General features: G+C 70.5%; 21 protein-coding genes. All 21 read right to left on the reverse strand.

Annotated features, from left to right (window positions below):
- Positions 1-80: 80 nt before the first annotated feature.
- Positions 81-911: a DUF429 domain-containing protein gene (locus tag VEC03_RS07565; RefSeq protein ID WP_324914096.1), complete on the reverse strand. Its 831-nt coding sequence runs from the start codon at positions 909-911 to the stop codon at positions 81-83.
- A complete protein-coding gene (locus VEC03_RS07570; RefSeq protein ID WP_324914098.1) occupies positions 908-1,339 on the reverse strand; it encodes an acyl-CoA thioesterase in 432 nt (143 codons plus the stop codon). The genes VEC03_RS07565 and VEC03_RS07570 overlap by 4 nt, the downstream gene beginning before the upstream one ends.
- A gap of 13 nt (positions 1,340-1,352) precedes the next feature.
- Entirely contained in the window at positions 1,353-1,775 is a 423-nt protein-coding gene (locus VEC03_RS07575) for a BLUF domain-containing protein (protein ID WP_324914099.1), read from the reverse strand.
- Between the two features lie 2 nt (positions 1,776-1,777).
- Entirely contained in the window at positions 1,778-2,512 is a 735-nt protein-coding gene (gene folE / locus VEC03_RS07580; protein ID WP_324914100.1) for a GTP cyclohydrolase I, read from the reverse strand.
- 36 nt (positions 2,513-2,548) lie between these two features.
- Positions 2,549-4,276 carry an ATP-dependent DNA ligase gene (locus VEC03_RS07585; protein ID WP_324914102.1) on the reverse strand — a complete coding sequence of 576 codons (1,728 nt, stop codon included), beginning with the start codon at positions 4,274-4,276 and terminating at the stop codon, positions 2,549-2,551.
- Positions 4,273-5,304, reverse strand: coding sequence for a ligase-associated DNA damage response exonuclease (locus VEC03_RS07590; RefSeq protein ID WP_324914103.1), 1,032 nt, complete (start codon positions 5,302-5,304; stop codon positions 4,273-4,275). The genes VEC03_RS07585 and VEC03_RS07590 overlap by 4 nt, the downstream gene beginning before the upstream one ends.
- Before the next feature lie 3 nt (positions 5,305-5,307).
- Positions 5,308-6,522, reverse strand: a complete 1,215-nt coding sequence (gene clsB / locus VEC03_RS07595) for a cardiolipin synthase ClsB (protein ID WP_324914104.1) — start codon at positions 6,520-6,522, stop codon at positions 5,308-5,310.
- A 5-nt stretch (positions 6,523-6,527) separates the two neighbouring features.
- A complete protein-coding gene (locus tag VEC03_RS07600; protein WP_324914106.1) occupies positions 6,528-7,256 on the reverse strand; it encodes an endonuclease/exonuclease/phosphatase family protein in 729 nt (242 codons plus the stop codon).
- The gene (gene nudB, locus VEC03_RS07605) at positions 7,253-7,702 is read right to left on the reverse strand and encodes a dihydroneopterin triphosphate diphosphatase (protein ID WP_324914107.1); all 450 of its coding nucleotides are present in this window, start codon (positions 7,700-7,702) and stop codon (positions 7,253-7,255) included. Before nudB ends, VEC03_RS07600 begins: the two co-directional genes overlap by 4 nt.
- A gap of 105 nt (positions 7,703-7,807) precedes the next feature.
- Positions 7,808-9,610 (reverse strand): aspartate--tRNA ligase, encoded by a 1,803-nt coding sequence (gene aspS, locus VEC03_RS07610; RefSeq protein WP_324914108.1) that lies wholly within the window; start codon positions 9,608-9,610, stop codon positions 7,808-7,810.
- A 42-nt stretch (positions 9,611-9,652) separates the two neighbouring features.
- On the reverse strand, positions 9,653-10,294 hold the full coding sequence (locus VEC03_RS07615; protein ID WP_324914110.1) for a DUF502 domain-containing protein: 642 nt from the start codon (positions 10,292-10,294) through the stop codon (positions 9,653-9,655).
- 19 nt (positions 10,295-10,313) lie between these two features.
- Entirely contained in the window at positions 10,314-10,646 is a 333-nt protein-coding gene (locus tag VEC03_RS07620; protein ID WP_324914111.1) for an FmdB family zinc ribbon protein, read from the reverse strand.
- 94 nt (positions 10,647-10,740) lie between these two features.
- The gene (locus VEC03_RS07625) at positions 10,741-12,198 is read right to left on the reverse strand and encodes a sodium:solute symporter family protein (RefSeq protein WP_324914112.1); all 1,458 of its coding nucleotides are present in this window, start codon (positions 12,196-12,198) and stop codon (positions 10,741-10,743) included.
- A gap of 168 nt (positions 12,199-12,366) precedes the next feature.
- Complete coding sequence (ubiB, locus tag VEC03_RS07630) at positions 12,367-13,932, reverse strand: ubiquinone biosynthesis regulatory protein kinase UbiB (protein ID WP_324914114.1); 1,566 nt, start codon at positions 13,930-13,932, stop codon at positions 12,367-12,369.
- Positions 13,929-14,546: a hypothetical protein gene (locus VEC03_RS07635; protein ID WP_324914115.1), complete on the reverse strand. Its 618-nt coding sequence runs from the start codon at positions 14,544-14,546 to the stop codon at positions 13,929-13,931. The genes ubiB and VEC03_RS07635 overlap by 4 nt, the downstream gene beginning before the upstream one ends.
- Positions 14,547-14,669: 123 nt before the next feature.
- A complete protein-coding gene (locus tag VEC03_RS07640) occupies positions 14,670-15,662 on the reverse strand; it encodes a Tim44-like domain-containing protein (protein ID WP_324914126.1) in 993 nt (330 codons plus the stop codon).
- A 45-nt stretch (positions 15,663-15,707) separates the two neighbouring features.
- Positions 15,708-16,439 carry a bifunctional demethylmenaquinone methyltransferase/2-methoxy-6-polyprenyl-1,4-benzoquinol methylase UbiE gene (ubiE, locus tag VEC03_RS07645; protein WP_324914116.1) on the reverse strand — a complete coding sequence of 244 codons (732 nt, stop codon included), beginning with the start codon at positions 16,437-16,439 and terminating at the stop codon, positions 15,708-15,710.
- Between the two features lie 56 nt (positions 16,440-16,495).
- Complete coding sequence (locus tag VEC03_RS07650; RefSeq protein WP_324914118.1) at positions 16,496-16,909, reverse strand: DUF971 domain-containing protein; 414 nt, start codon at positions 16,907-16,909, stop codon at positions 16,496-16,498.
- A 12-nt stretch (positions 16,910-16,921) separates the two neighbouring features.
- Positions 16,922-18,547, reverse strand: coding sequence for a ShlB/FhaC/HecB family hemolysin secretion/activation protein (locus tag VEC03_RS07655; RefSeq protein WP_324914119.1), 1,626 nt, complete (start codon positions 18,545-18,547; stop codon positions 16,922-16,924).
- Between the two features lie 73 nt (positions 18,548-18,620).
- Positions 18,621-20,000, reverse strand: coding sequence for a FecR family protein (locus VEC03_RS07660; protein WP_324914121.1), 1,380 nt, complete (start codon positions 19,998-20,000; stop codon positions 18,621-18,623).
- Positions 20,001-20,139: 139 nt separating this feature from the next.
- On the reverse strand, positions 20,140-22,830 hold a 2,691-nt coding region (locus VEC03_RS07665), incomplete at its 5' end, for an FAD-binding oxidoreductase (protein WP_324914123.1).

Consider the following 22,830-nt stretch of genomic DNA (forward strand, 5'->3'; position numbering starts at 1 on the left):
ATGCTAGGTCGACCGCAGCGGCCGCATCGGGCTTTTGGCCCGTTCGGGCCATGCCTCGGCCGTTCGTTCGCGGCGCCTTCCTACGCGCTGACGATCCAGCCTTCCAGCGGGTCCAGCTCTTCGGGCAAGCCGTAGCGGGGCGGGCCCTGCCGTTGGGCCCAGGCGGCCTGCAGCAGGCACAGCACAGCGTCCAGCGAATCGCCGCTGGCATCCTCGACCAGCGCATCGCGCTGCGCATGGCTGAGCTTCAGGCGCAGGCCGAGCCGGGTACGGCCCGCCTCGAGCGCCGCGACGATGTCCTTGCGGGCGATCAGGCGCTCGGGCGTCTGCTTGCTGCGCTCGTCGCTCTTGTAGCTGCGCCGCGCGACCAGTTCGCGTGCCAGCAGGCCGGGGTAGGCCTCCAGCGCGACGCGGGCCGGGTCCCCTTCGCGCAGCCCGGGGATGTGCACCCCCGCGGCGATCAGCAGCGGAATCGCCGCGTGCAGCATGTAGGCGACCGGCGGATTGACCCACTTCATCGACGGGCTGGAGCCGGCGCGCCGGTCGAAGGCGCGGTGCGCGAACTTGTCGCCGGCGGGGCGCGCTGCGCAGTAGGCCGCGAAGGTCTCCCGGATCCGGCTGCGGTCCAGGCTGGCGTAGTGCGCCATGCAGGCTTCCCACTGCAGCGGCCAGCCGAGCTGCTCGACCAGCGCGCGCGGCAGGCCGAAGGGAAAGTCGAAACCGGCCACCCACGGGCCCGGCTGGCGCAGCCACTGCGCAAAGCCTTCCAGCGTGGGCAGCACCTGCAAGCGCTCGAGCACGACAGCGTCGCGCGCGGCATGGCCGAAGGCCAGCACGATGGGCTTGCGGCGGGTGGGGCTGCTGGAGAAGTCGCAGCCGACCAGCAGCGGGCCGGCAGCCGGCGTCGTCACGCCGCGGGCATTTCGCCCCACGCCGCGCGCAGCTCGTCCGGCAGCGGCTGGCTGCGCAAGGGCGTGCCGGGGCCGGCCTCGTAGCGGCACCACACGCGCGCCTCGTGGCCGCGCGCGAGCGGCTGCTCCTGGCCCTGCAGGAAGAACTCGTACTGCAGGGTGAAGGAACTGCGGCCGAGCCGGGTGACCGAACTGCGCACCTCGCAGTCGTCGCCGAACGTCGGCGAGCGCATGAAGGCGCAGCCCGAATCGACCAGCGGCACGGCCATGTGCTCCGCGCGCATGCGCTGCGCCGGCCAGCCGCACTGCGCCAGCAACTCGCCAATGGCGGCGTCCATCCAGCGGTAGTAGGTGGGATAGAAGATGATGCCGGCGGGGTCGCAGTCGCCCCAGGCCACGGTGCGGGACAGGCGGAAGATCCGGCTCATGCGCGGCGCGTGCTCAGGTGCGGTTGCAGATGGAGGCCGAGGCCACCAGGTCGTCAAGCAGCGCGAGCGCGGTCTTGCCGGAGGCGCTGTAGGGGTCCAGCTCCGGTGTCTCGAAGTACTTGAGCAGGACGTTCTGGTTGGCCTTGTCGAGATTGACCATGCCCATGCTCCAGCCGCCGAAGCGGCGCTCGGCGATCTCCTCGTAGTACAGCAGCGCGACGTCCTTGTGGCGGGGATCCCTCAGGATCTCGCCGAACAGGTGCGACACGGGCATGCGGCCGCCTTCGATGCACTGCAGGAAGATGCCGCGTCCCCAGCACAGGACCCCCGTGATGCCGCAGGCGGGGTTCTGCCCGCGGGCCTGCGCCAGGATGGGTTCGATCGCCGCGGGCGATGCGTCCACGGCCCGGCTGCAGTAGAGCAGGCGAACCAGCATGGTCAGCCTCCGTTGCGTCTGGGGATCAATGAGAGGAATTCCCGGCGCAGCGCCGGGTCCTTGAGGAACACGCCGCGCATGACCGAGTTGATCATCTTGCTGTCCATGTCCTTCACCCCGCGCCAGGCCATGCAGTAGTGGCTGGCTTCCATCACGATGGCCAGTCCGTCGGGCTGGGTCTTCTCCATGATGAGGTCGGCCAGCTGCATCACGGCCTCCTCCTGGATCTGGGGCCGGTCCATCACCCACTCGGCCAGCCGCGCGTACTTGGACAGCCCGATCACGTTGGTGTGCTCGTTGGGCATGATGCCGATCCACAGCTTGCCGATCACCGGCACGAAGTGGTGGCTGCAGGCCGAGCGCACCGTGATCGGCCCGACGATCATCAGCTCGTTCAGGTGCTCGGCGTTCGGGAACTCGGTGATGGTCGGCGCCTTGTTGTAGCGGCCGCGGAACACCTCGTGCAGGTACATGCGGGCCACCCGCCGCGCCGTGGCGCCGGTGTTGTGGTCGCTGGCGGTGTCGATCACCAGGCTGTCCAGCACGCCCTGCAGCTTGCCCGCGACCTCGTCCAGCAGCGCCTCCAGCTCGCCCGGCTCGATGAAGGCGGCGATGTTGTCGTTCGAGTGGAAGCGCTGGCGAGCCGCCAGCAGGCGCTCGCGGATCTTCACCGACACGGGCGTACCCTCGTCGGTGTCCGCGGGAACCAGCGGGCTCGGTTCGGCTTTCATGAGCATGGGCAATGGTAGCAAGGTTGGGGCCCGCACCCCGGCTCACCCCAGCAGGGCCTCCAGGTCGGCCAGGGTATTGGCCTCGCGCAGGGGCTTGTCGTGCCGGATGCGCAGCATGCGGGGAAAGCGCACCGCGATCCCGCTGCGGTGGCGGCTGCTGCGGTTGATGCCCTCGAATCCCAGCTCGAACACCAGGGAGGGCCGCACGCTGCGTACCGGGCCGAACTTCTCCACCGTGCTGCGCCGGATCAGAGCGTCGACCTGCCGGAACTCCTCGTCCGTCAGGCCGGAATAGGCCTTGGCAAAGGGCACCAGCTGCAGTGCCCCGGGCACCGGCGGGTCCTTGCGGGCGATCGCCCGCAGCACCTGCTCGACCTCGGCGTCGTCCTGCGGCTCGCGATTCCAGACCGCGAAGGTGTAGTCGGTGTAGACCGACGCGCGGCGGCCGTGGCCGGCCTGGGCATAGACCAGCACGCAGTCGATGCTCATGGGATCGATCTTCCACTTCCACCACAGGCCATCGGCCTTGGTACGGCCGGTGCCGTAGGCCGCGTCCAGCCGCTTGAGCATGAAGCCTTCGACGCCCAGTTCGCGCGAGCGTGCCCGCTGCCGCGCGAAGTCGAGCCAGGATTCGGCGGTCGCGACGGGCGAGAGCCGGATCCCGGTGCCGGCCAGCAGGCGCTCCAGCCGCTCGCGGCGTTCGCGCTGCGGGAGGTCGCGGACGTCCACCCCGTCCTGCTCCAGCAGGTCGTAGGCGAGGAAGGTCACCGGCGCCTCGGCCAGCACCTTGCGGGTCAGGTTCTTGCGCCCGATGCGCTGCTGCAGCAGCGAGAACGGCGCCGGCCCCCCGGCCAGGCTGGCCGAGAGGCCGCTCTCGGCATCGTCCTTCCAGGCCAGGATCTCGCCATCGAGGACCGTGCCATTGGGCAGCGCCTGCGCCAGCGCGACGATTTCGGGAAAGCGCTCGGTCACCAGTTCCTCGCCGCGCGACCACAGCCAGGCCTGCCCCTGGCGCCGCACCAGCTGGCCACGGATGCCGTCGTACTTCCATTCCACCTGCCAGTCCGCCACCGGCCCCAGCCTGGCGGCGAAGGTTTCCGCGGCGCCATCGAGCTGGTGGGCCAGGAAGAAGGGATAGGGCTGGCCCGCGTCGGCCGGCGAGGGCTCGCCGCCCTCCTCCTGCGCGGCCAGCAGCGCGGCGAAGCGCGCGGCCGAGGGCATGGTCTTGCCGTCGGTGTAGCCCATCATGCGCTGGGCGACCCGCTTCGGATCGATGCCGCCGTGGGCCGCCAGCGCGCGCTGCACCAGCAGGCGGCTGACGCCGACCCGGAAGCCGCCGCCCACCAGCTTGGTGAGCAGGAAGCGGCCATGGTCGTCCAGCTCGCGCCACCAGCCGCGCACCCGCGGCGCGATCGCCTCCGGCGGCAGCCCGCGCAGCGGCAACAGCCGGTCCTCCACCCACTCGGCCAGGCCCACGTCACTGGTCTCCCCGGAGTCCGGCAGCACGTGGGCGATGGTTTCGGCCAGGTCGCCCACGGCCTGGTAGCACTCGTCGAACAGCCAGGCGGCGATGCCGGCTTCCTCGCACGCCAGCTGCGCCAGCAGCGCCATCGGCATGACCTGGCGCGGCTTGCCGCCCGCGAGGAAATACACCGCCCAGGCCGCGTCGGCGGCGGGCGCCGCGGCGAAGTAGCGCTGCAGCGCGTCGACCTTGGCGTTGGTCGAGGTGGTGGCGTCCAGTTCGGCGAACAGCTGCGAGAAGCGCTTCATGGCCCCTCCTGCGCCGGCGCCGGCTCGGCCAGGTCGGCCTCGATGCGGTCGTCGCCGTACTCGGTGTCGAACGCGCCGGCATCCAGCCCCTGCTCGCACAGGTAGCGCACCATGGCCGCCGCGCTGCCATGGGTGACGATGACGCGCTGCGCGCCGGTGGCGGCGATCGCCCCCAGCAGGCCGGGCCAGTCGGCATGGTCCGACAGCACGAAGCCGCGGTCGTAGCCGCCGCGCCGGCGCGCGCCGCGCAGCTGCATCCAGCCGCTGGCAAAGGCGGTGCCGGCGTCGCCGAAGCGCCGCATCCAGGGGCTGGCGATCGCACTGGGTGGGCACAGCACGAGCGCCCGCCGCAGCTCGGATCGGTCCTTCACCTCGGTGGCGATCCGGGTGTCCGGCAGCGCGACCCCGGCCGCCCGGTAGGCCTCGTTGAGTGGCTGCACTGCCCCGTGCACGAGGACCGGTCCTATGCCCGGATCGATGCCCGCCAGGATGCGCTGCGCCTTGCCGAAGCTGTAGCAGCCCAGCACGCTGGCACGGCCCGCCAGCACGTTGTGCGACCACCAGTCGTTGACCGACGCCATCAGCTCGGCGTCGGGCCGCCAGCGGTAGATCGGCAGGCCGAAGGTGGACTCGGTGATGAAGACGTCGCAGCGCACCGGTTCGAACGGGGCGCAGGTGGGGTCCGGCGCGACCTTGTAGTCGCCGCTGGCGACCCACACCCGGCCGCCGTGCTCCAGCCGCACCTGGGCCGACCCGAGCACGTGGCCGGCCGGGTGCAGCGACAGGCGCACGCCATGGTGGGTGATGGCCTCGCCGTACGCCAGCAGCTGCAGGTCGATCGCCCCCAGCCGGGCGCGCAGCACGCCCTCGGAGGGCGCCGCGGCCAGGTAGTGGCCGTGGCCGAGGCGCGCGTGGTCGGCATGCGCGTGCGTGATGACGGCGCGCTCCACCGGCCGCCAGGGATCGATGTGGAAATCACCCGGCGGGCAGTACAGGCCCTCGGGCCGCTGGACGACCAGGTCTTCCATGCCTCACCAGTAGGTCTTCTTGCCCTGGATCGCGAGCGCCAGCCGCATCAGCGCGAGCGCGACCCGCTCCAGCACCCGCTCGCGCAGCGGGCGCTGCGCGTACTGGGCGGCTTCCATCCGCTGGCCCTCGTGCGCCACCGCGTGCAGCAGGCGCGCCCGCAGGTCCTGCGCGAACGCGCGGTCCTCGATCAGCACGTTGGCCTCGCGCGCCAGCAGCAGGCTGAGGGGATCGATGTTGGAGGAGCCGACGGTGGCCCAGCGGCCGTCGACCACGGCCACCTTGGCGTGCAGGAAGCTGGGCGAGTACTCGTGGATGTGCACGCCGGCGCGCAGCAGCACGCCATAGACCGGCCGGGCCGCGTAGTACTGCATGAAGTACTCGTAGCGGCCCTGCAGCAGCAGGATCACCTTCACGCCGCGGCGCGCCGCGCTCACCAGCGCCTTGCGCATCTTGTGGCCCGGCACGAAGTACGCGTTGGCGATGATCACCTCGGAACGCGCGCGGCCGATGGCGCGGCGGTAGGCGCGTTCGATGTCGGTGCGATGCCGCAGGTTGTCGCGCAGGGCCAGCGCCGCCCGGCTGCCCTGCCGCGACAGCGGGGCACGCGGCGCGGCTGGCGCCGGCCGCTGGCCGCGCAGCGAGGTGAGCGCGCCGGCAAACCCGCCGTGCTTGAGCTCCTCGAAGGCCCGCATGCGCTGCCACAGCTGCAGCATGGCCAGCCGCGCCTGGGCCACCAGCGGGCCGGACGCCTGGACCGCGAAATCGAGCCGCGGCGCGTCGAGAGGGCCGTGGTTGGGGTCGTGCAGGTCGTCCAGGATGTTGATGCCGCCGCAGAAGGCCACCTGCTCGTCGACCACGCACAGCTTGCGGTGCAGCCGGCGCCAGCTGGCCGGCCGCAGCACGCCGAAGCGGCCCGGCGGCGCGTACGAGCGCCAGTCGACGCCGGCGGCCACCAGCCGCAGGCGCCAGGGCGGCGGCGGCTCGCCGGAGCCGAAGCCGTCGACCAGCACGCGCACGTGCACGCCGCGGCGCGCGGCCCGCTCCAGCGCCCAGGCCACCTCGGCGCTGTCGCCGTTGAAATCGAAGATGTAGGTCTCCAGCCAGACCTCCTGGCGCGCCGCATCGATCGCGGCGACCAGGGCGGGAAAGAGCTGCGCGCTGCCCTCCAGCAGCCGCAGGGTGTGGCCGGTGCGCAGCGGCGGGATCCGTTGCGCCATCGCGGTCAGATCCGGAAGGTGGCGATCAGCGGCAGGTGGTCGGACATCTGCCCCCACACCCGTCCGCGCGGAACCTCCACCCCCTGCGGCTTGAGGCCCCGGCCATAGACATAGTCGAGCTGCGTCAGCGGCAGGCGCGAAGGGTAGGTACGCGCCCTGTCGTCCCGGAAGTCCTTCAGGCCGATCTGCGCCATGGCCGGCCGCAGCTTGCCGCCCCAGTCGTTGAGGTCGCCGGCGACGATCAGCGGCGCCGTACGCGGCACTTCCCGGTCGATGAAGCGCGCCAGCTGTTCGACCTGGCGCACCCGGCTGCCCGCGATCAGGCCCAGGTGCAGCACGATCACGTGCACGTCCTGCCGCCCGACCTGCACCTGCACGTGCAGCAGCCCGCGCTGCTCGAACCGGTGGTCCGACATGTCCTCGTGGCCGTGCGACACCACCGGCCAGCGCGACAGCATGGCATTGCCGTGCTCGCCGTGGCGGGTGGTGGCGTTGGTCTGGTAGACGGCCGCGTAGCCCTCGGGGCAGAGGAACTCGGCCTGCGGCAACTCGGGCCAGCGGGTGAAGTACTGCTCCTCGCGACGGTGCAGCTTGCGCACCTCCTGCAGGCACACGATGTCGGCGTCGAGCTGCTCGACCGCATGGCCGAGGTTGTGGATCTCCAGCCGCCGCACGGGGCCTATCCCCTGAACGCCCTTGTGGATGTTGTAGGTGGCGACGCGCAAGACGCTCATGCGGCGAATTCTGGCAGCAGCAGGATCGCTTCGGCGTTGGACGGCGAGAAGCAGGCGTCGGCCGCCTCCCGCCACGGCAGCCAGCGGAAGGCCGTGTGCTCGCGCGGGTCGATGCGGACCTCGGTGCCGGCCGGCACGAGCAGGCCGAACACGTGCTCGGTGTTGTGCGTCACGCCCTCGGCGTAGCGATGGCGCCAGCGCGGGTAGATCTCGTAGACGTTCTCCAGGCCCCAGTCGCGCAGCACGCCGGCATCGGCGGCTATGCCGGTTTCCTCGCGGACCTCGCGGATCGCCGTCTGCTCCAGGGGTTCGTCCTCCCGGTCCTGGGACCCGGTGACCGACTGCCAGAACCCCGGTGCGTCCGCGCGGTTGATCAGCAGCACCTCCAGCGCAGGGGTGTGGATCACGACCAGGACGGACCGGGGGATCTTGAAGGGCTTGGGCACAGCGGCATTCTGCCCACCTGGGTCGGCCGCGACGCGCCATGCACCCGCCCCGCGGCGCGTTGCGCTGGATCCTCCGCTGCGCGGAGGATGACCAGGGCCGACGGCTTACGCCGCCTGGGGATTGCGCAGCCGGATGTGCAGCTCGCGCAGCTGCTTCTCGTCCACCGGGCCCGGGGCCTGGGTCAGCAGGTCCTGGGCGCGCTGGGTCTTGGGGAAGGCGATCACGTCGCGCAGGCTCTCGGCGCCCGTCATCAGCATGACGAAGCGGTCCAGGCCGATGGCGATGCCGCCGTGCGGCGGGGCGCCATACTGCAGCGCGTCCAGCAGGAAGCCGAACTTGGCCTGGGCCTCCTCGGCGCCGATCTTCAGCGCGCGGAACACCTTGCTCTGCACGTCCTCGCGGTGGATACGCACCGAGCCGCCACCCAGCTCGATGCCGTTGAGCACCGCGTCGTAGGCCTTGGCCATGCAGCGGCCGGGATCGGTTTCCAGCCAGTCCTCGTGGCCGTCCTTGGGCGAGGTGAACGGGTGGTGCACCGCGATCCAGCGCTGGCCCTCGTCGTCGAACTCGAACATCGGGAAGTCCACCACCCACAGCGGCTTCCACTCGCCTTCCAGCAGGGCGTGCGACTTGCCGAAGTCGCTGTGGCCGATCTTCACGCGCAGCGCGCCGATGGCGTCGTTCACCACCTTGGCCCGGTCGGCGCCGAAGAAGATCAGGTCGCCGTCCTGCGCGCCGGTGCGCCGGATGATCTCGGCCAGCGCGGCGTCGTGGATGTTCTTCACGATGGGCGACTGCAGGCCCTCGCGGCCCTTGGCGGCCTCGTTGACCTTGATCCAGGCCAGACCCTTGGCGCCGTAGATCTTGACGAACTCGGTGTAGCCGTCGATCTCGCCGCGGCTCATCTCGCCGCCGCGCGGCACCCGCAGGCCCACCACGCGCCCGTCGGCCTGGTTGGCCGGGCCGGAGAAGACCTTGAAGTCCACGTCCTTCATCACGTCGGTGAGCTCGGTGAAGGCCAGTTGCACGCGCAGGTCGGGCTTGTCCGAGCCGTACAGGCGCATGGCGTCGGCGTGCTTCATGACCGGGAAGGCGCCGATGTCGATGCCCAGCACGTTCTGGAAGGTGCTGCGGATCATGCCCTCGAACATGGCGCGGATCTCCTCCTCGCGCATGAAGGAGGTCTCCACGTCGATCTGGGTGAACTCGGGCTGGCGGTCGGCGCGCAGGTCCTCGTCGCGGAAGCACTTGGTGATCTGGTAGTAGCGGTCGAAGCCTGACACCATCAGCAGCTGCTTGAACAGCTGCGGCGACTGCGGCAGCGCGAAGAACATGCCGTCGTGCACGCGGCTGGGCACCAGGTAGTCGCGCGCGCCCTCCGGCGTGCTCTTGGTGAGCATGGGCGTCTCGATGTCGATGAAGCCGTTGGCGTCGAGGAACTTGCGCACCTCCATCGTCACCTTGTAGCGCAGCATCAGGTTCTTCTGCATGTACGGCCGGCGCAGGTCCAGCACGCGATGCTGCAGGCGGGTGGTCTCCGACAGGTTCTCGTCGTCCAGCTGGAACGGCGGCGTGACCGAGGGGTTGAGCACCACCAGCTCGTGGCACAGCACCTCCACCTTGCCGCTGCGCAGGTGCTCGTTGGTGGTGCCGGCCGGCCGCTCGCGAACCAGGCCCTTGACCTGCACGCAGAACTCGTTGCGCAGGCCTTCGGCGGCCTTGAACATCTCGGGCCGGTCGGGGTCGCACACGACCTGCACGTAGCCCTCGCGGTCGCGCAGGTCCACGAAGATCACGCCGCCGTGGTCACGCCGGCGGTTCACCCACCCGCACAGGGTGAGGGTCTGGCCGAGCAGCGACTCGTCGACGAGGCCGCAGTAGGTGGTGCGCATTTGTTGGGAAGACATGGGAGCAACCTTGGAGAGAAGGCGCACCGCCGCGGCGGTGCGCTAGCGGGCGTCGGACAGCGCGGGCGGCACCGCCGGTACGGCAGGTGCAGCGGGCACCACCACGCCCATGGAGATGACATAGCGCAGCGCCTCGTCCACGCTCATCTTCAGCTCGATGCAGTCCTTGCGGGGCAGCAGCACGAAGTATCCGCCCGTGGGGTTGGGCGTGGTGGGGACGTAGACACTCACGAAATCGCCGTCCAGGTGGTTGGCGACGTCGCCGCCGGGGGTGCCGGTGATCAGTGCGATCGTCCACACACCGGGCCGGGGCCACTCGACCAGCACCGCGGTGCGGAAGGCATTGCCCGAGGGCGAGAACAGGGTGTCGGAGACCTGCTTGACGCTGGAGTAGATCGACCGCACCACCGGGATGCGGTGCAGCAGCGCATCGCTCCACTCGATGAGCTTGCGGCCGACGATGTTGCTGGTGATCGCGCCGACCGCCAGCAGGATGGCCAGCGCCAGCAGCACGCCCAGGCCGGGGATCCGGTGGCCGAACAGCCGGTCCGGTTGCCACGAGTCGGGCAGGATCAGCAGCGTCTGGTCGAGCGTGCCGACGATCCACTGCAGCACCCACAGGGTGATGCCCAGCGGGGCCAGCACGAGCAGGCCGGCAAACAGCCATCGGCGGAGAGCGGCCATCGCGATCCTGTGGCGTGCTTCAGTGGCAGGCGCAGGCGCTGCCGCAGTCACCGGCCGAGGCCGAAGGCGCCTCGGACTTGGACGCGCCGCCCTCGGCGGGCTTGTCGGCCGGCTTGGCATCGCCCGACGCCGGCGCTGCGTCACCGGTGGCCGGCTTGGCGCCGTTGCCGTTGTTGCGGAAGTCGGTCGCGTACCAGCCAGAGCCCTTGAGCTGGAAGCCGGCGGCCGTGAGCTGCTTGGTGAAGGTGTCGGCCCCGCAGGCCGGGCAGGTCGTCAGCGGGGCGTCGGAGATCTTCTGCAGGACGTCCTTGGCATGGCCGCAGGACCCGCATTTGTAGGCGTAGATGGGCATGGCAGGGAGTTGACCACGAAGGGTGGCAAAGCCCTCAATTATAGGCGGGGGCCCGGATCCCAAGCCCCTCGCCTCCGCCCGCCGGGCGCGGCGCTCAGGCCGTGGCGCCGGACCCGAAGTGGTGGACGTGGCCCTTGTGGTTGGCGATCCACTGCGGCGCCAGCGACCCCACGACCATGCCGGCGAAGGCCGCGATCAGCCCGGCCAGCTGCTGCGGGAACTCCTCCGCCAGCGGCGGGCTGACCACGAAGAACAGCCAGGTGCCCAGGCCGGCCGCCACCGAGAACAGTGCACCCTGGGTGGTGGCGCGGCTCCAGTACAGGCCCATCACCAGCGGCACGAACGCGCCGACCAGCGGCACCTGGTAGGCGCCGGAGACCAGGTCGTAGATCGAGGTGCCCTGCATCACGATGGAATAGGTCAGCACGATGGCGGTGAAGACCACCACCGAGATGCGCATCGCCTTGAGGGTGGCCTGGTCGCTCATGCCGGGCACGATGTTGCGCAGGATGTTCTCGACGAAGGTGGTGGCCGGCGCCAGCAGCGTGGCCGAGGCGGTGGACATCACGGCCGACAGCAGCGCGCCGAAGAACGCCACCTGCAGCAGCACCGGCATCTTCTGCATCACCAGGGTGGGCAGCACCTTCTGCGGATCGTCCGCCAGCAGCGTCGCGCCCTCGGCACCCAGCACCATGACCGCCGCCGTCACCACGAACATGGGCACGAAGGCGAACAGCAGGTACAGCGAGCCGCCGATGATGGGGCCGCGGCGGGCCGTCTTCGCGTCCTTGGCCGACATGACACGCTGGAACACGTCCTGCTGCGGGATCGAGCCCAGCATCATGGTGATGGACGCGGCGAAGAAGAAGGTCCAGGTCTTGGCGTCGCCGTCGACCGGGAAGAACTGGAACTTGCCGTGGGTGGACGCGTAGTCGAACACCGCGCCGGCGCCGCCGGCCAGCTCGGCCGCGAACCAGGCGATCGCCAGCAGGCCGGCAGCGATGACGATCATCTGCATGAAGTCGGTCAGCGCCACCGACCACATGCCGCCGAACAGGGTGTAGACGAGGACGATGATCGTGCCTATCGCCATGCCGCCGGTGACCGAGACCGCGTCGGGCATCAGCACGTGGAACACCAGCCCCAGCGCCGTGATCTGCGCCGCCACCCAACCCAGGTAACTGATGATGATCATGATCGAGCACAGCACTTCGATCAGGCGGCCGAAGCGCTGGCGGTAGTAGTCGCCCAGGGTGATCAGGTTGCGCTGGTACAGCTTGTAGGCGAAGAACAGTCCGACCAGGATCAGGCACATGGAGGCGCCGAACGGATCCTCCACCACCTCGCCCAGGTTGCCCGAGACGAAGCGAGCCGGCACGCCCAGCACGGTCTCCGAGCCGAACCAGGTGGCGAACGTCGTGGCCACCACGATCGCCAGCGGCAGCTTGCGACCCGCCAGTGCGTAGTCGGTGGTGTTCTGCACGCGCCTGGCGGCCACCAGCCCGATGGCCACGGACAGCAGCAGGTACAGCACGACGAAGGTGATCAGCATGGGCGTCTCCGGCGGGTGATTCACGGGGCCGTCTGGGCGGCCTGGGGCGGGATTATGGCAACGGATGGGCTGGACGACGTTGCAAATGTGCCCGCCTGGGCCCAGGCCCGACGGCAGCCCTCATGCCGCCGACGCGGATTCCTGCTTTTTAGGGGAAGGCGGAGTCCCCTACAACAGGTGCGACCGCATCAGCATCTGCATCGCGAGCAGCCCCAGCGTGAAGCCGATGCCGCCGTAGAGGAAGGCCTGCAGCAGCCGGTTGGTGCGGCGCTGCTCCTCCAGCAGCGCCTCCAGCTCGCGCCGCGCGTCGGCCGGCTTGCGGCGCAGGTAGTCGTGCAGCAGGCGCGGCAGGTCGGGCAGCAGCTTGGCGTACAGCGGGGCCTGGTCGCGCAGCTCGTCCAGCAGCCGCTTGGGCCCGACCTGGTCCAGCATCCAGCGCTCCAGGAAGGGCTTGGCCGTGGCCCACAGGTCCAGGTCCGGGTCGAGCTGGCGGCCCAGGCCCTCGATGTTCAGCAGCGTCTTCTGCAGCAGCACCAGCTGCGGCTGGATCTCGACCTGGAAGCGGCGCGAGGTCTGGAACAGGCGCATCAGCACCATGCCCAGGGAGATCTCCTTGAGCGGGCGGTCGAAGTAGGGCTCGCAAACCGCCCGCACCGCCGACTCCAGCTCGTCGACCCGCGTGCCCGGCGGCACCCAGCCCGATTCGATGTGAAGCTCGGCCACCCGCTTGTAGTCGCGCCGGAAGAAGGCGTTGAAGTTCTGCGCCAGGTATTCCTTGTCGAACTCGGTGAGCGTGCCGATGATCCCGAAGTCCAGCGAGATGTAGCGCCCGAAGGTGGCCGGGTCCAGGCTGACCTGGATGTTGCCCGGGTGCATGTCGGCGTGGAAGAAGCCGTCGCGGAACACCTGGGTGAAGAAGATGGTGACGCCGTCCCTCGCCAGCTTGCGCAGGTCGACCCCGGCCTGCGCCAGCCGCTCGGCTTGGCTGATCGGCACGCCGTACATGCGCTCCATCACGATCACCTCGGAGTGGCACCAGTCCCAGAACATCTCCGGGATCAGCAGCAGGTCCAGCCCCGCCATGTTGCGGCGCAGCTGGGCGGCGTTGGCCGCCTCGCGCAGCAGGTCCAGCTCGTCGTGCAGGTACTTGTCGAACTCGGCGACCACCTCGCGCGGCTTCAGCCGCTTGGCGTCGTACGACAGGCGGCCGACCCAGCCGGCCATCATGCGCATCAGCGCCAGGTCGTTCTCGATCACTGCCAGCATGCCGGGCCGCAGCACCTTGACCGCGACTTCGCGCGTGCGGCCCTCGCGGTCGCGCAGGGTCGCGAAGTGCACCTGGGCGATGGACGCGCTGGCCACCGGTTCGCGCTCGAAGCTCACGAAGATGGCGTCCAGCGGGCGGCGGAAGGCCCGCTCGATGGTGGCGATGGCGATGGCCGGATCGAAGGGCGGCACCCGGTCCTGCAAGCGGGCCAGCTCGTCGGCGACGTCGCCGGGCAGCAGGTCGCGCCGGGTCGAGAGCACCTGGCCGAACTTCACGAAGATCGGCCCCAGCCGCTCCAGCGCCTCGCGCAGGCGCTGGCCGCGCGGCGCGTGCAGGCGGCGGCCGTAGCGGATGATGCGCGTCAGCCGCACCAGCCAGGGCTGCCGGAAGCTGCTGAGGACGAGCTCGTCCAGCCCGTAGCGCAGGGCGATCCAGACGATGAAGGCGCCGCGCAGGTAGCGGGTCATCCCGGTCCCGGACCCGTCGGCCCGACGGGCCCCGGCGCGCTGCCGGGCGCGCCCGCGGGCGCCGCCGACGGCGTGGGCGCCGCCGGCGTGCCGCCCGCACCGGCGGGCACGAAGCGGCGCAGGGCCGCAGCCATGGCCCGGGCGCCCTGCCCCACGGCATGGGCCGGCGCATCGCCGATCAGGCGCGAGAGGTCCTCCTCCAGGTCCCAGCGCACGTGGTCGACCAGCCAGTTGACCTCGGCGGCGAACTGCACGTCGCCCTCGATGCGCACCGGCGGCTTCTCGCCGCGCAGGGCACCCTGGGCCAGCCGCCAGGGCGAGTCGTCGGTCACGGTCAGCGTCAGGTCCGGGGCGGCAGCGGGCGACCCCAGGTCCAGCAGGCCGGCTGGCGTGGCGACCAGCCGCACGGTGAACACGCGCCAGCGGCCCTCGACGGTTCGGCCCGCCTGCCGACGCAGCCGCTCCATGGCCTGGGGCTCCTGCATCAGCACGTGGTTGAGCAGCAGCACCAGGCGTCGCTGGGCTTCCTGCACCGCCCAGGGCGGCGGCGCAAGCCGCTGGCTGACGGCATCCAGCAGGCTGTCCACGAAGGGAAAGGGGGACCGTGTCGGCATGGCCCCGATTATTGATGACGAATGAAGCGGCCCAGGCGCCGCGAGGCGAAAGGTGCCGGCGATCCCGGCGTGACAAATGACGAGGGGCCCGTGCGGGCCCCTCCGTCGTGCGTCATGCGTCCTTCACTGGAGCGCCTGCACCCCCGCCACCAGCCAGCCGCTGCCGCCGTCGCGGGGCTTGGTCATGTTCCAGACCTCGCGGAACGGACTGGGCCCGGCGGAAGGCTGCTCGCGGATCATCCCGGAGAACTCGACGCTGGCCATGTAGGCGTCGCCCAGGTCCTCGATGCCCAGCAGCTGGGCCTGCAGCATCACGACCTCGGTCTTGTTCGGCTCGCCGCCCGACTGCTTCTCGCGCTCGGCCAGCTGCTGGCGGATCTCCGCCACCATCTCGTCGGTCATCATCGAGCGCAGGGAGGCGATGTCCGAGCGATCCCAGGCGTCCTGCAGGGTCAGGAAGTTGCGCTTGGCCGCCTTGACGAAGCCCTCGGTGTCGAACCCGGCCGGCACGCCCCAGTTCTGCGACCCGGCCAGGGCCGAGCCGATCTGCACGCCGCCGGAGCGGTTGGCGTCGAAGGCCATGCTGCCGCGTTCCCAGGGCCGTGCCGAAGCGTCGTTGCCGACCTTGTCGGGGCTGTACTGGCGCGGCGCGGTGGCCAGTTCGGGAGCGCCGGCCCAGCCCGCGCTCCGGGCTGCGGGCGCGGGGGCACGGCGGCGCATGAGGAAGCCGACTACCGCCATGATGACAAGGGCCAGCAGGGCGAACATCATGAATTGCGCGAGGGCCGGGCCGAAGCCCAGCGCGTTGGCCAGCCAGGCGAGGCCGAGGCCGGCGGCCAGCCCGCCCAGCATGCCGCCCCAGCGCGAAGGCGCGGCCGGCGTCGTGTTCGGGGTCCCCGGGCGCGCGGCGGCCTGGTTGGCCGGGGCCGGCTGCTGGCCGGCCTGCTGCTGGCCCGTGGTGTTCTGCACCGGGGCCTGCCGCGGCGGGGCCTCGCGGGTGACGTTGGGCGACTGGCGGCCGAAGGAGCCGCCGCCGCCCAGGCGGCGGGCGTCGGCTTCCAGGCTGGTGGACAGCGCCAGCACGCCCACGAGTACGGCAGTCGACAGCTTCATGATCGATCCTTCCTGATCAGTTGTGGATGTCCGGGGACAGATGGGGCTTCAGCACCTGATTCCAACATGCAGGGCGACCACGCCGCCGGTCAGGTTGTGATAGTCGACGTGGCCGAAGCCGGCCTGCTTCATCAAGCCCTTGAGTTCATCCTGGGCGGGATGCATGCGGATGGATTCGGCCAGGTAGCGGTAGCTGGCCGAGTCGCCCGCCACCAGCTGGCCCAGCCGGGGCAGCACCTGGAACGAATACCAGTCGTAGGCGCCCGCCAGCGGCCGCGCCACCTTCGAGAACTCCAGCACCAGCAGCTTGCCGCCGGGCTTGAGCACGCGGGCCATCTCGGCCAGGGCGGCGTCCTTGCGGGTCATGTTGCGCAAGCCGAAGGCCACGCTCACCAGGTCGAAGCGGCGGTCGGCGAAGGGCAGCTTCTCGGCATCGCACACCAGCGTGGGCAGGACCACGCCCTCGTCGAGCAGCCGGTCGCGGCCGGTGCGCAGCATGGCTTCGTTGATGTCGGTGTGCACCACCCGGCCGGTCGGGCCGACCTTGCGGGCGAAGGCACGCGCCAGGTCGCCGGTGCCGCCGGCAATGTCGAGCACCTGCTGGCCCGGCTGCACGTTGGCCACCAGCACGGTGTAGGCCTTCCAGGCGCGGTGCAGGCCGAACGACATCAGGTCGTTCATGAGGTCGTAGCGGGGCGCGACCGAGTCGAACACGCCGCGCACCCGCCGCGCCTTGTCGCGTTCCTCGACGGATTCGAAGCCGAAATGCGTGCTGCCCATGCCCCGATGGTAGGGGCAATCGCGGGCGGGTCTGTCCGGAAACCCGGGTTTGTGCGTCAGTGATGGCCGCAGCCGTGGCCGCCGCGCGTCACCATGGGCGCGTCACGGTCCACGCCGGCCTGCGCGAGGCGGCGCTCGTAGTCGGCCCAGAGCTGCTCCTGCTGGGAGCCCAGGAAGTACAGGTACTCCCAGGAGAAGATGCCGCTGTCGTGCCCGTCGGAGAACTGCGGCTGGACGGCATAGTTGCCGATGGGCTCCAGGCCCAGCAGGTCGACATTGCGCTTGCCGGTCTGCAGCACCTCCTGCCCCGGGCCGTGGCCCTGCACCTCGGCCGATGGCGAGTAGATGCGCATCAACTCGAACGGGATGCGGAACACCGCGCCGTCGGAGAAGGCGACTTCCAGCACGCGCGACTGCCCGTGCACCGTGATCGACTGGGGCGCCGGGGCGCCGGGTTTCAGGCCTGCCATGGGGCGATTGGATCAGAAGCGGACGCCGATGTTCACGTACAGCTTGTCATCGCCCCTCTGCGGGGAGGCGGCATTCACGGCCAACGGCACCCGGCTGCCCGTGACCAGGCGGCCGTACTCCAGCGACGCGACCAGCGGCCCGCTGCCGTAGCGCAGGCCGAAGCCCAGGCTGGCGAGCCGGTCGCTGGACGGCTTGTTGGCGCCGTTGGGGCTGTTGTTCCACAGCCAGCCGGCATCGGCGAAGCCGAACAGGCGCAGCCCCGGCGCCAGCTCGGGCGTGCTGACCTCGACCGACCCGGCCAGGCCCTTGTCGGCCGAGACCGGCCGCTCGATGGCCGTGCCGCGCACGGAGCCGGAACCGCCCAGGCCGAACTGCTCGCCCGAGATCAGCACGTCCGGGCTGTACTGGTACTGCGCCCGCGCCGACACCAGCCAGTTGCCGGCGAACGGCGCCGCGTAGTGCAGCGTACCGCGCAGCGCCTTCCAGCCGGTGGTGGTGATGCGCGGGTCCTCGCTCTGGTAGGCCGCCAGGGTGTTGGCGCGCCCGCTGCCGGTGTTGACCGCCAGGTACGCGTCATAGCCCCACACCGCAGTGTCGCTCTCGGTGCGGGCGTTGTAGCCGAGGACCAGCGGGCGGCTGCGCCGGTCGAGCGCGAGCGGCACCACGACGTCGTTGATGCGGGCCGCCTCGAACACCTTGTCCTCCAGGCCCAGCACCACGTAGCTGCGGCGCCCGCCTTCGGGCGGCAAGTACCAGGTGTAGTTCAGGCCCAGGGTGTGGCCGGCGCCGGTGCTGGTGAAGGCGCCGAAATTGCCGACCACGTCCGATCGCGTGTAGCTGGCCCCGACGACCCCGCCCAGCGCGTACAGCGGGACGCGGTAGGACAGGCCGAGCTGCTTCACGTCCGACATGCGCTCCAGCGAGGTGGTCCAGGCGCCGGTGAACTGGTGGTCGCGGTCGAACAGGTTGGTGTGGCCGCCGGCAACCGTCACGCGGTCGCGGCCGGTGGTGTCGGAACCCGTGTTGGAGGCATTCACGGCGAAGGTCCAGGGCCGGCTTTCCTTCACGGTGACGGTGGCGTCGATCCGGTCCGGTTCGTCGCCTTCGCGGATGCCGACCTGCACCTGCTTGTTGGGGTTCTCGTTGGCGATCGCCGTCTGCACGGCCAGCCGCTTGAAGTTGGGCGTGCGGCCTTCCTGCAGTTCGGGCAGCGTGCGGCGCACGTTGTCCTCGCCGTAGATCTGTGCGCCCTCAATGGCCACCTTGCTGACGGTGAAGGTGACGATCTCCAGCCGCACCGTGTCGCCCACCTCCTGCGGCGGCAGCGACACGCGGTGCAGGCCGTAGCCCCGGGCTCGCAGCGCCGCTTCCAGCGCGCTGGTCGCCTGCTGCAGGCTGTCCATGGTGGCGTCGGGCCGCACGAAGGGCGCGAGGATGCGGCCCGTCTCGGCCGGATCCAGCGGGTTGTCGCCCGTCACGTGGAAGCCCTTGATCGCGAACACCGGCTGCGGTGCCGGCGCCGGCACGGCGGCCGGTGCCTGCGCCCATGCGGCGGATGCCGCCGCCAGTGCCAGCGCGAGAACGGCCGGCGCGGCCCGCCCGCCGCGGCGCGGCGCGGCGCGATTGCCCTTGGTCATGATCGTCTGGCCCCTCTCATCGTTGTCTGTCCGCCGCGGCGACCGGCGCCGGGGCGTGGCTGCCCGTGCAGGCTCAGCTGCAGGTGTTCCTCGACTTCACGTTGTTGTCCTGCAGCACCGACTGCAGCAGCGGGTTCCGGCTGGTGGGCAGCGGGACGCTGTCGAAGTCGATGAACTTCGGGATGTTCACCGGCCGCGCCGTCGCGCCGTTCTCGCCGGCGAACCCGGCCTCGCCCCGGCCCAGGTGCAGCACCTCGCCGGCGGTGGCCACCTCGATGTGGCCGTCGCGCACGAACACGAACAGGCCTTCCTGCGCATCGGACACGTCTTCCTTCGCGAACAGCTTGGGCGGCACCGGCACGCCGTCGGGCCGCGGCCCGTCGATCGCCGGCTGGCTGTTGATCGGCACGATGCCGGCGCTGGGCGAGATGAACAGCCCCTGCCCGGCCTGCAGCACCTGCAGCGCGGTCTGCCCCTGCGGCGTCACCACGATGGAGCCGAGCCAGGTGTAGACGGTCAGGCCGGCGTCGTTGCCGGTCGGCGGCTCGCCCGCGCAGGCGCCGGTGCAGCCGATGTCCAGCCCGGTGCCACGCACGCCGATGGTGGCGGTGGCGGTGGAGAAGCCGACGTTGCGGTTGTTGGCTTTGGCAATCAGGCCGGTCAGCGCGCGCACCGTGCCGCGCAGCACGGAAGCCAGGAAGCGCCCTTCGCTGGCGTTCTGCTCGTCGTAGACGAAGTTGTCGACCCGGAAGCGGGTGGACGCGCCCAGCGTGATGCGGGTGTCGTCGCGGAAGGCGATCACCGCCCGCGTGCCGGTGCCGGTCTCGACGACGTCGCCGGGATAGATGCTGCCGCCGTCCACCAGCCGGCGGCGCTGGCCGGAGGCATCGACCGCGTACACCTCGCCCTGCGACTGCACGACCTTGGCGCTGGCCAGCACTGCGTTCGGCCGCGCCTTGTCGGCCACCTTGCCGGACTCGGCGCCGCAGTCGCGGGCGCACAGGCGGGCATCGAAGTCGGTGCCGCGGATGCCGATGGTCGCCGTGCTGGTCTGGACCTTGGCGGCATGCGGCGAGCTCTTGGCGATCAGCCCGGTCACCGCGCGGAAGCCGCCGCGGATCATCTGCAGCAGCATGCTGTTGTCCTGGGCGTTCTCCTTGAACCGGTACTGGGTCAGCACGATCTCGGAGTTGGGCCGCACCGTCATCCGGGTGCCGTCGGCCAGCTTCACGATGGCCGAGGCGCCTTCCGACGTGGTGATGCGGTCGCCCTGCTGCAGTTGCAGCCCCTTGCCCAGCGTGCGCGGGGCCTGGCCGGCCGTCTGCGCGAAACCCACGCCGCGGGCGAACTCCACCTCGCCCGCCGCCTGCGCCCATGCCGTGGCGGCGCCCAGCGCCAGCAGCGCTCCCGCGGCCAGGCGGGCCAGTCGCTTGTCGATGTCCTGCCTCCTCATGGGCGACCTCCGGATGCTCTGTATCCAGATGTTATACCCGCTGAAGAGCTCGCCGGGACCCGCAGGCGACCCCTCGGCCGCGCCGGCGCTGTGCGGAATTCCACGGCGGGGTCGCGGGCAGGCGCCCCCGACCCCGTTTTCAGACCAGAACGCGCTCGATGCCGCCGGCGTTGGCGGCACGGACGTACTGCGGCAGCCAGTCCTCGCCCAGGATGTGGCGGGCCATCTCGATCACGATGTAGTCGGCCTCGAGCAGCCCGTTCTGCAGGTCGTTGCCGTAGCGCGTCAGGCCCTGCAGGCAGCTGGGACAGCTGGTGAGGACCTTGATGTTGTCCTGCGGACCCACCGCGCCGGACGCCCGCAGCGCGGCCTCGTCCATGCGCAGCTGCTCCTCCTTGCGGAAGCGCACCTGGGTGGCGATGTCCGGCCGGGAGATGCCGAAGGTGCCCGACTCGCCGCAGCAGCGCTCGGTCTTGCGCACGTTCTCGCCCAGCAGCGCCTTGACGGTCTTCATCGGCTCCTGCTGCTTCATCGGCGTGTGGCAGGGGTCGTGGAACAGGTAGCCCTTGCCGCCCGGCAGGGTGATGCCCTTTTCCAGCAGGTACTCGTGGATGTCGATGATCCGGCTGCCGGGGAAGATCTTGTCGAACTCGTAGCCCTGCAGCTGGTCGTAGCAGGTGCCGCAGCTGACCACCACGGTCTTGATGTCCAGGTAGTTCAGCGTGTTCGCGACGCGGTGGAACAGCACCCGGTTGTCGGTGATGATCTTCTCGGCCTTGTCGTACTGGCCGGCGCCGCGCTGCGGGTAGCCGCAGCACAGGTAGCCGGGCGGCAGCACGGTCTGGACGCCGGCGTGCCACAGCATCGCCTGGGTCGCCAGCCCCACCTGCGAGAACAGGCGCTCGGAGCCGCAGCCGGGGAAGTAGAACACCGCCTCCGTCTCCGCCGAGGTGCCCGCCGGGTTGCGGATGATGGGGACGTAGTCCTTGTCCTCGATGTCCAGCAGCGCCCGCGCCGTCTTGTTCGGCAGCCCGCCCGGCAGCTTCTTGTTGACGAAGTGGATCACCTGCTCCTTGACCGGGGCCGGTGCGTGGGTCGAGGGCGGCAGCGCCATCTGCTTGCGGGCGAAGCCGCGCAGCAGGTCGCTGGCCAGGCGCTGGGCCTTGAAGCCGACGCCGACCATGCCGGCGCGCACCAGCTTGATGGTGTCGGGATTGGTGGCGTTGAGCATGAACATGGCCGCCGCGTTGGCCGGCCGGAAGCTCTTCTTGCCCATCTTGCGCAGCAGGTTGCGCATGTTCATGGACACGTCGCCGAAGTCGATCTTGACCGGGCAGGGATTGGCGCACTTGTGGCAGACCGTGCAGTGGTCCGACACGTCCTCGAACTCCTGCCAGTGCTTGATCGACACGCCGCGGCGGGTCTGCTCCTCGTAGAGGAAGGCCTCGACCAGCAGCGAGGTGGCCAGGATCTTGTTGCGCGGGCTGTACAGCAGGTTGGCGCGCGGCACGTGGGTCGCGCACACCGGCTTGCACTTGCCGCAGCGCAGGCAGTCCTTGATGGAATCGGAGATGGCGCCGATGTCCGACTGCTGCATGATCAGCGACTCGTGCCCCATCAGCCCGAAGCTGGGGGTGTAGGCGTTGGTCAGGTCCGAATAGACCGAGGTCTCGCCCTGCTGGGTGGACGGTCGCAGCAGCTTGCCCTTGTTGAAGCGGCCCTCGGGGTCGACCCTGGCCTTGTAGTCGGCGAAGGGCGCGATCTCCTCGTCGCTCAGGAACTCCAGCTTGGTGATGCCGATGCCGTGCTCGCCGGAGATGACCCCGTTGAGCGAACGGGCCAGCGCCATGATGCGCTTCACCGCCGCGTGGGCGGCCTGCAGCATCTCGTAGTCGTCGCTGTTGACCGGGATGTTGGTGTGCACGTTGCCATCGCCGGCGTGCATGTGCAGCGCCACCCAGACCCGGCCCTTGAGCACGCGCTGGTGGATCGCGGCGACCTCGTCCAGCAGCGGCCGGAACGGCTGCCCGGAGAACACCTGCTGCAGCGGCGCCCGCAGTTGCGTCTTCCAGCTGGCGCGCAGGCTGTGGTCCTGCAGCCGCGGGAACAGCGTGTCCAGGTCGTCCAGCCAGCCCTGCCACTCGCGGCGCACCTCGCCGACCAGGGCCAGCGCCTGCGCCACCCGGTCCTCCAGCAGTTCGGCCGAGGGGATCTCGTGGGCGTCGTCCAGCCGGCCCAGCGGCAGGTTGCCGCGGCGGAAGAAGGCCTCCAGCTCGTCGGCCAGCCGGATCTTGTTGCGCAGCGACAGCTCGATGTTGATGCGCTCGATGCCGTCGGTGTACTCCGCCATGCGCGGCAGCGGGATCACCACGTCCTCGTTGATCTTGAAGGCGTTGGTGTGGCGGCTGATGGCGGCCGTGCGCTTGCGGTCCAGCCAGAACTTCTTGCGCGCTTCCGGGCTGATCGCCACGAAGCCTTCGCCGCTGCGCGAGTTGGCCAGGCGCACCACCTCGGAGGTGGCGCGCGCCACGGCGTCCGCGTCGTCGCCCACGATGTCGCCCACCAGCACCATCTTGGGCAGGCCGCCGCGGCGCGACTTGGTGGTGTAGCCCACCGCCCGCAGGTAGCGGTCGTCCAGGTGCTCCAGGCCGGCCAGCAGGACCCCACTGCAGTCCTTCTCGGCGAACATGAAGTCCTTGATCTCGACGATGCTGGGCACCGCGTCCCTGGCGTTGCCGAAGAACTCCAGGCACACCGTGCGGGTGTGCGCCGGCATGCGGTGCACCACCCAGCGGGCGCTGGTGATCAGGCCGTCGCAGCCCTCCTTCTG

The sequence above is a fragment of the Ramlibacter sp. genome (assembly GCF_035627355.1).
Classification (GTDB): Bacteria; Pseudomonadota; Gammaproteobacteria; order Burkholderiales; family Burkholderiaceae_C; genus Ramlibacter.

Coding starts and splice junctions, on each gene's coding strand:
- VEC03_RS07570 (WP_324914098.1), bottom strand. CDS start 1,339: ATGAGCCGGATCTTCCGCCTGTCCCGCACCGTGGCCTGGGGCGACTGC.
- VEC03_RS07575 (WP_324914099.1), bottom strand. CDS start 1,775: ATGCTGGTTCGCCTGCTCTACTGCAGCCGGGCCGTGGACGCATCGCCC.
- folE (WP_324914100.1), bottom strand. CDS start 2,512: ATGCTCATGAAAGCCGAACCGAGCCCGCTGGTTCCCGCGGACACCGAC.
- VEC03_RS07585 (WP_324914102.1), bottom strand. CDS start 4,276: ATGAAGCGCTTCTCGCAGCTGTTCGCCGAACTGGACGCCACCACCTCG.
- VEC03_RS07590 (WP_324914103.1), bottom strand. CDS start 5,304: ATGGAAGACCTGGTCGTCCAGCGGCCCGAGGGCCTGTACTGCCCGCCG.
- clsB (WP_324914104.1), bottom strand. CDS start 6,522: ATGGCGCAACGGATCCCGCCGCTGCGCACCGGCCACACCCTGCGGCTG.
- VEC03_RS07600 (WP_324914106.1), bottom strand. CDS start 7,256: ATGAGCGTCTTGCGCGTCGCCACCTACAACATCCACAAGGGCGTTCAG.
- aspS (WP_324914108.1), bottom strand. CDS start 9,610: ATGTCTTCCCAACAAATGCGCACCACCTACTGCGGCCTCGTCGACGAG.
- VEC03_RS07615 (WP_324914110.1), bottom strand. CDS start 10,294: ATGGCCGCTCTCCGCCGATGGCTGTTTGCCGGCCTGCTCGTGCTGGCC.
- VEC03_RS07620 (WP_324914111.1), bottom strand. CDS start 10,646: ATGCCCATCTACGCCTACAAATGCGGGTCCTGCGGCCATGCCAAGGAC.
- VEC03_RS07625 (WP_324914112.1), bottom strand. CDS start 12,198: ATGCTGATCACCTTCGTCGTGCTGTACCTGCTGCTGTCCGTGGCCATC.
- ubiB (WP_324914114.1), bottom strand. CDS start 13,932: ATGACCCGCTACCTGCGCGGCGCCTTCATCGTCTGGATCGCCCTGCGC.
- VEC03_RS07635 (WP_324914115.1), bottom strand. CDS start 14,546: ATGCCGACACGGTCCCCCTTTCCCTTCGTGGACAGCCTGCTGGATGCC.
- ubiE (WP_324914116.1), bottom strand. CDS start 16,439: ATGGGCAGCACGCATTTCGGCTTCGAATCCGTCGAGGAACGCGACAAG.
- VEC03_RS07650 (WP_324914118.1), bottom strand. CDS start 16,909: ATGGCAGGCCTGAAACCCGGCGCCCCGGCGCCCCAGTCGATCACGGTG.
- VEC03_RS07655 (WP_324914119.1), bottom strand. CDS start 18,547: ATGACCAAGGGCAATCGCGCCGCGCCGCGCCGCGGCGGGCGGGCCGCG.
- VEC03_RS07660 (WP_324914121.1), bottom strand. CDS start 20,000: ATGAGGAGGCAGGACATCGACAAGCGACTGGCCCGCCTGGCCGCGGGA.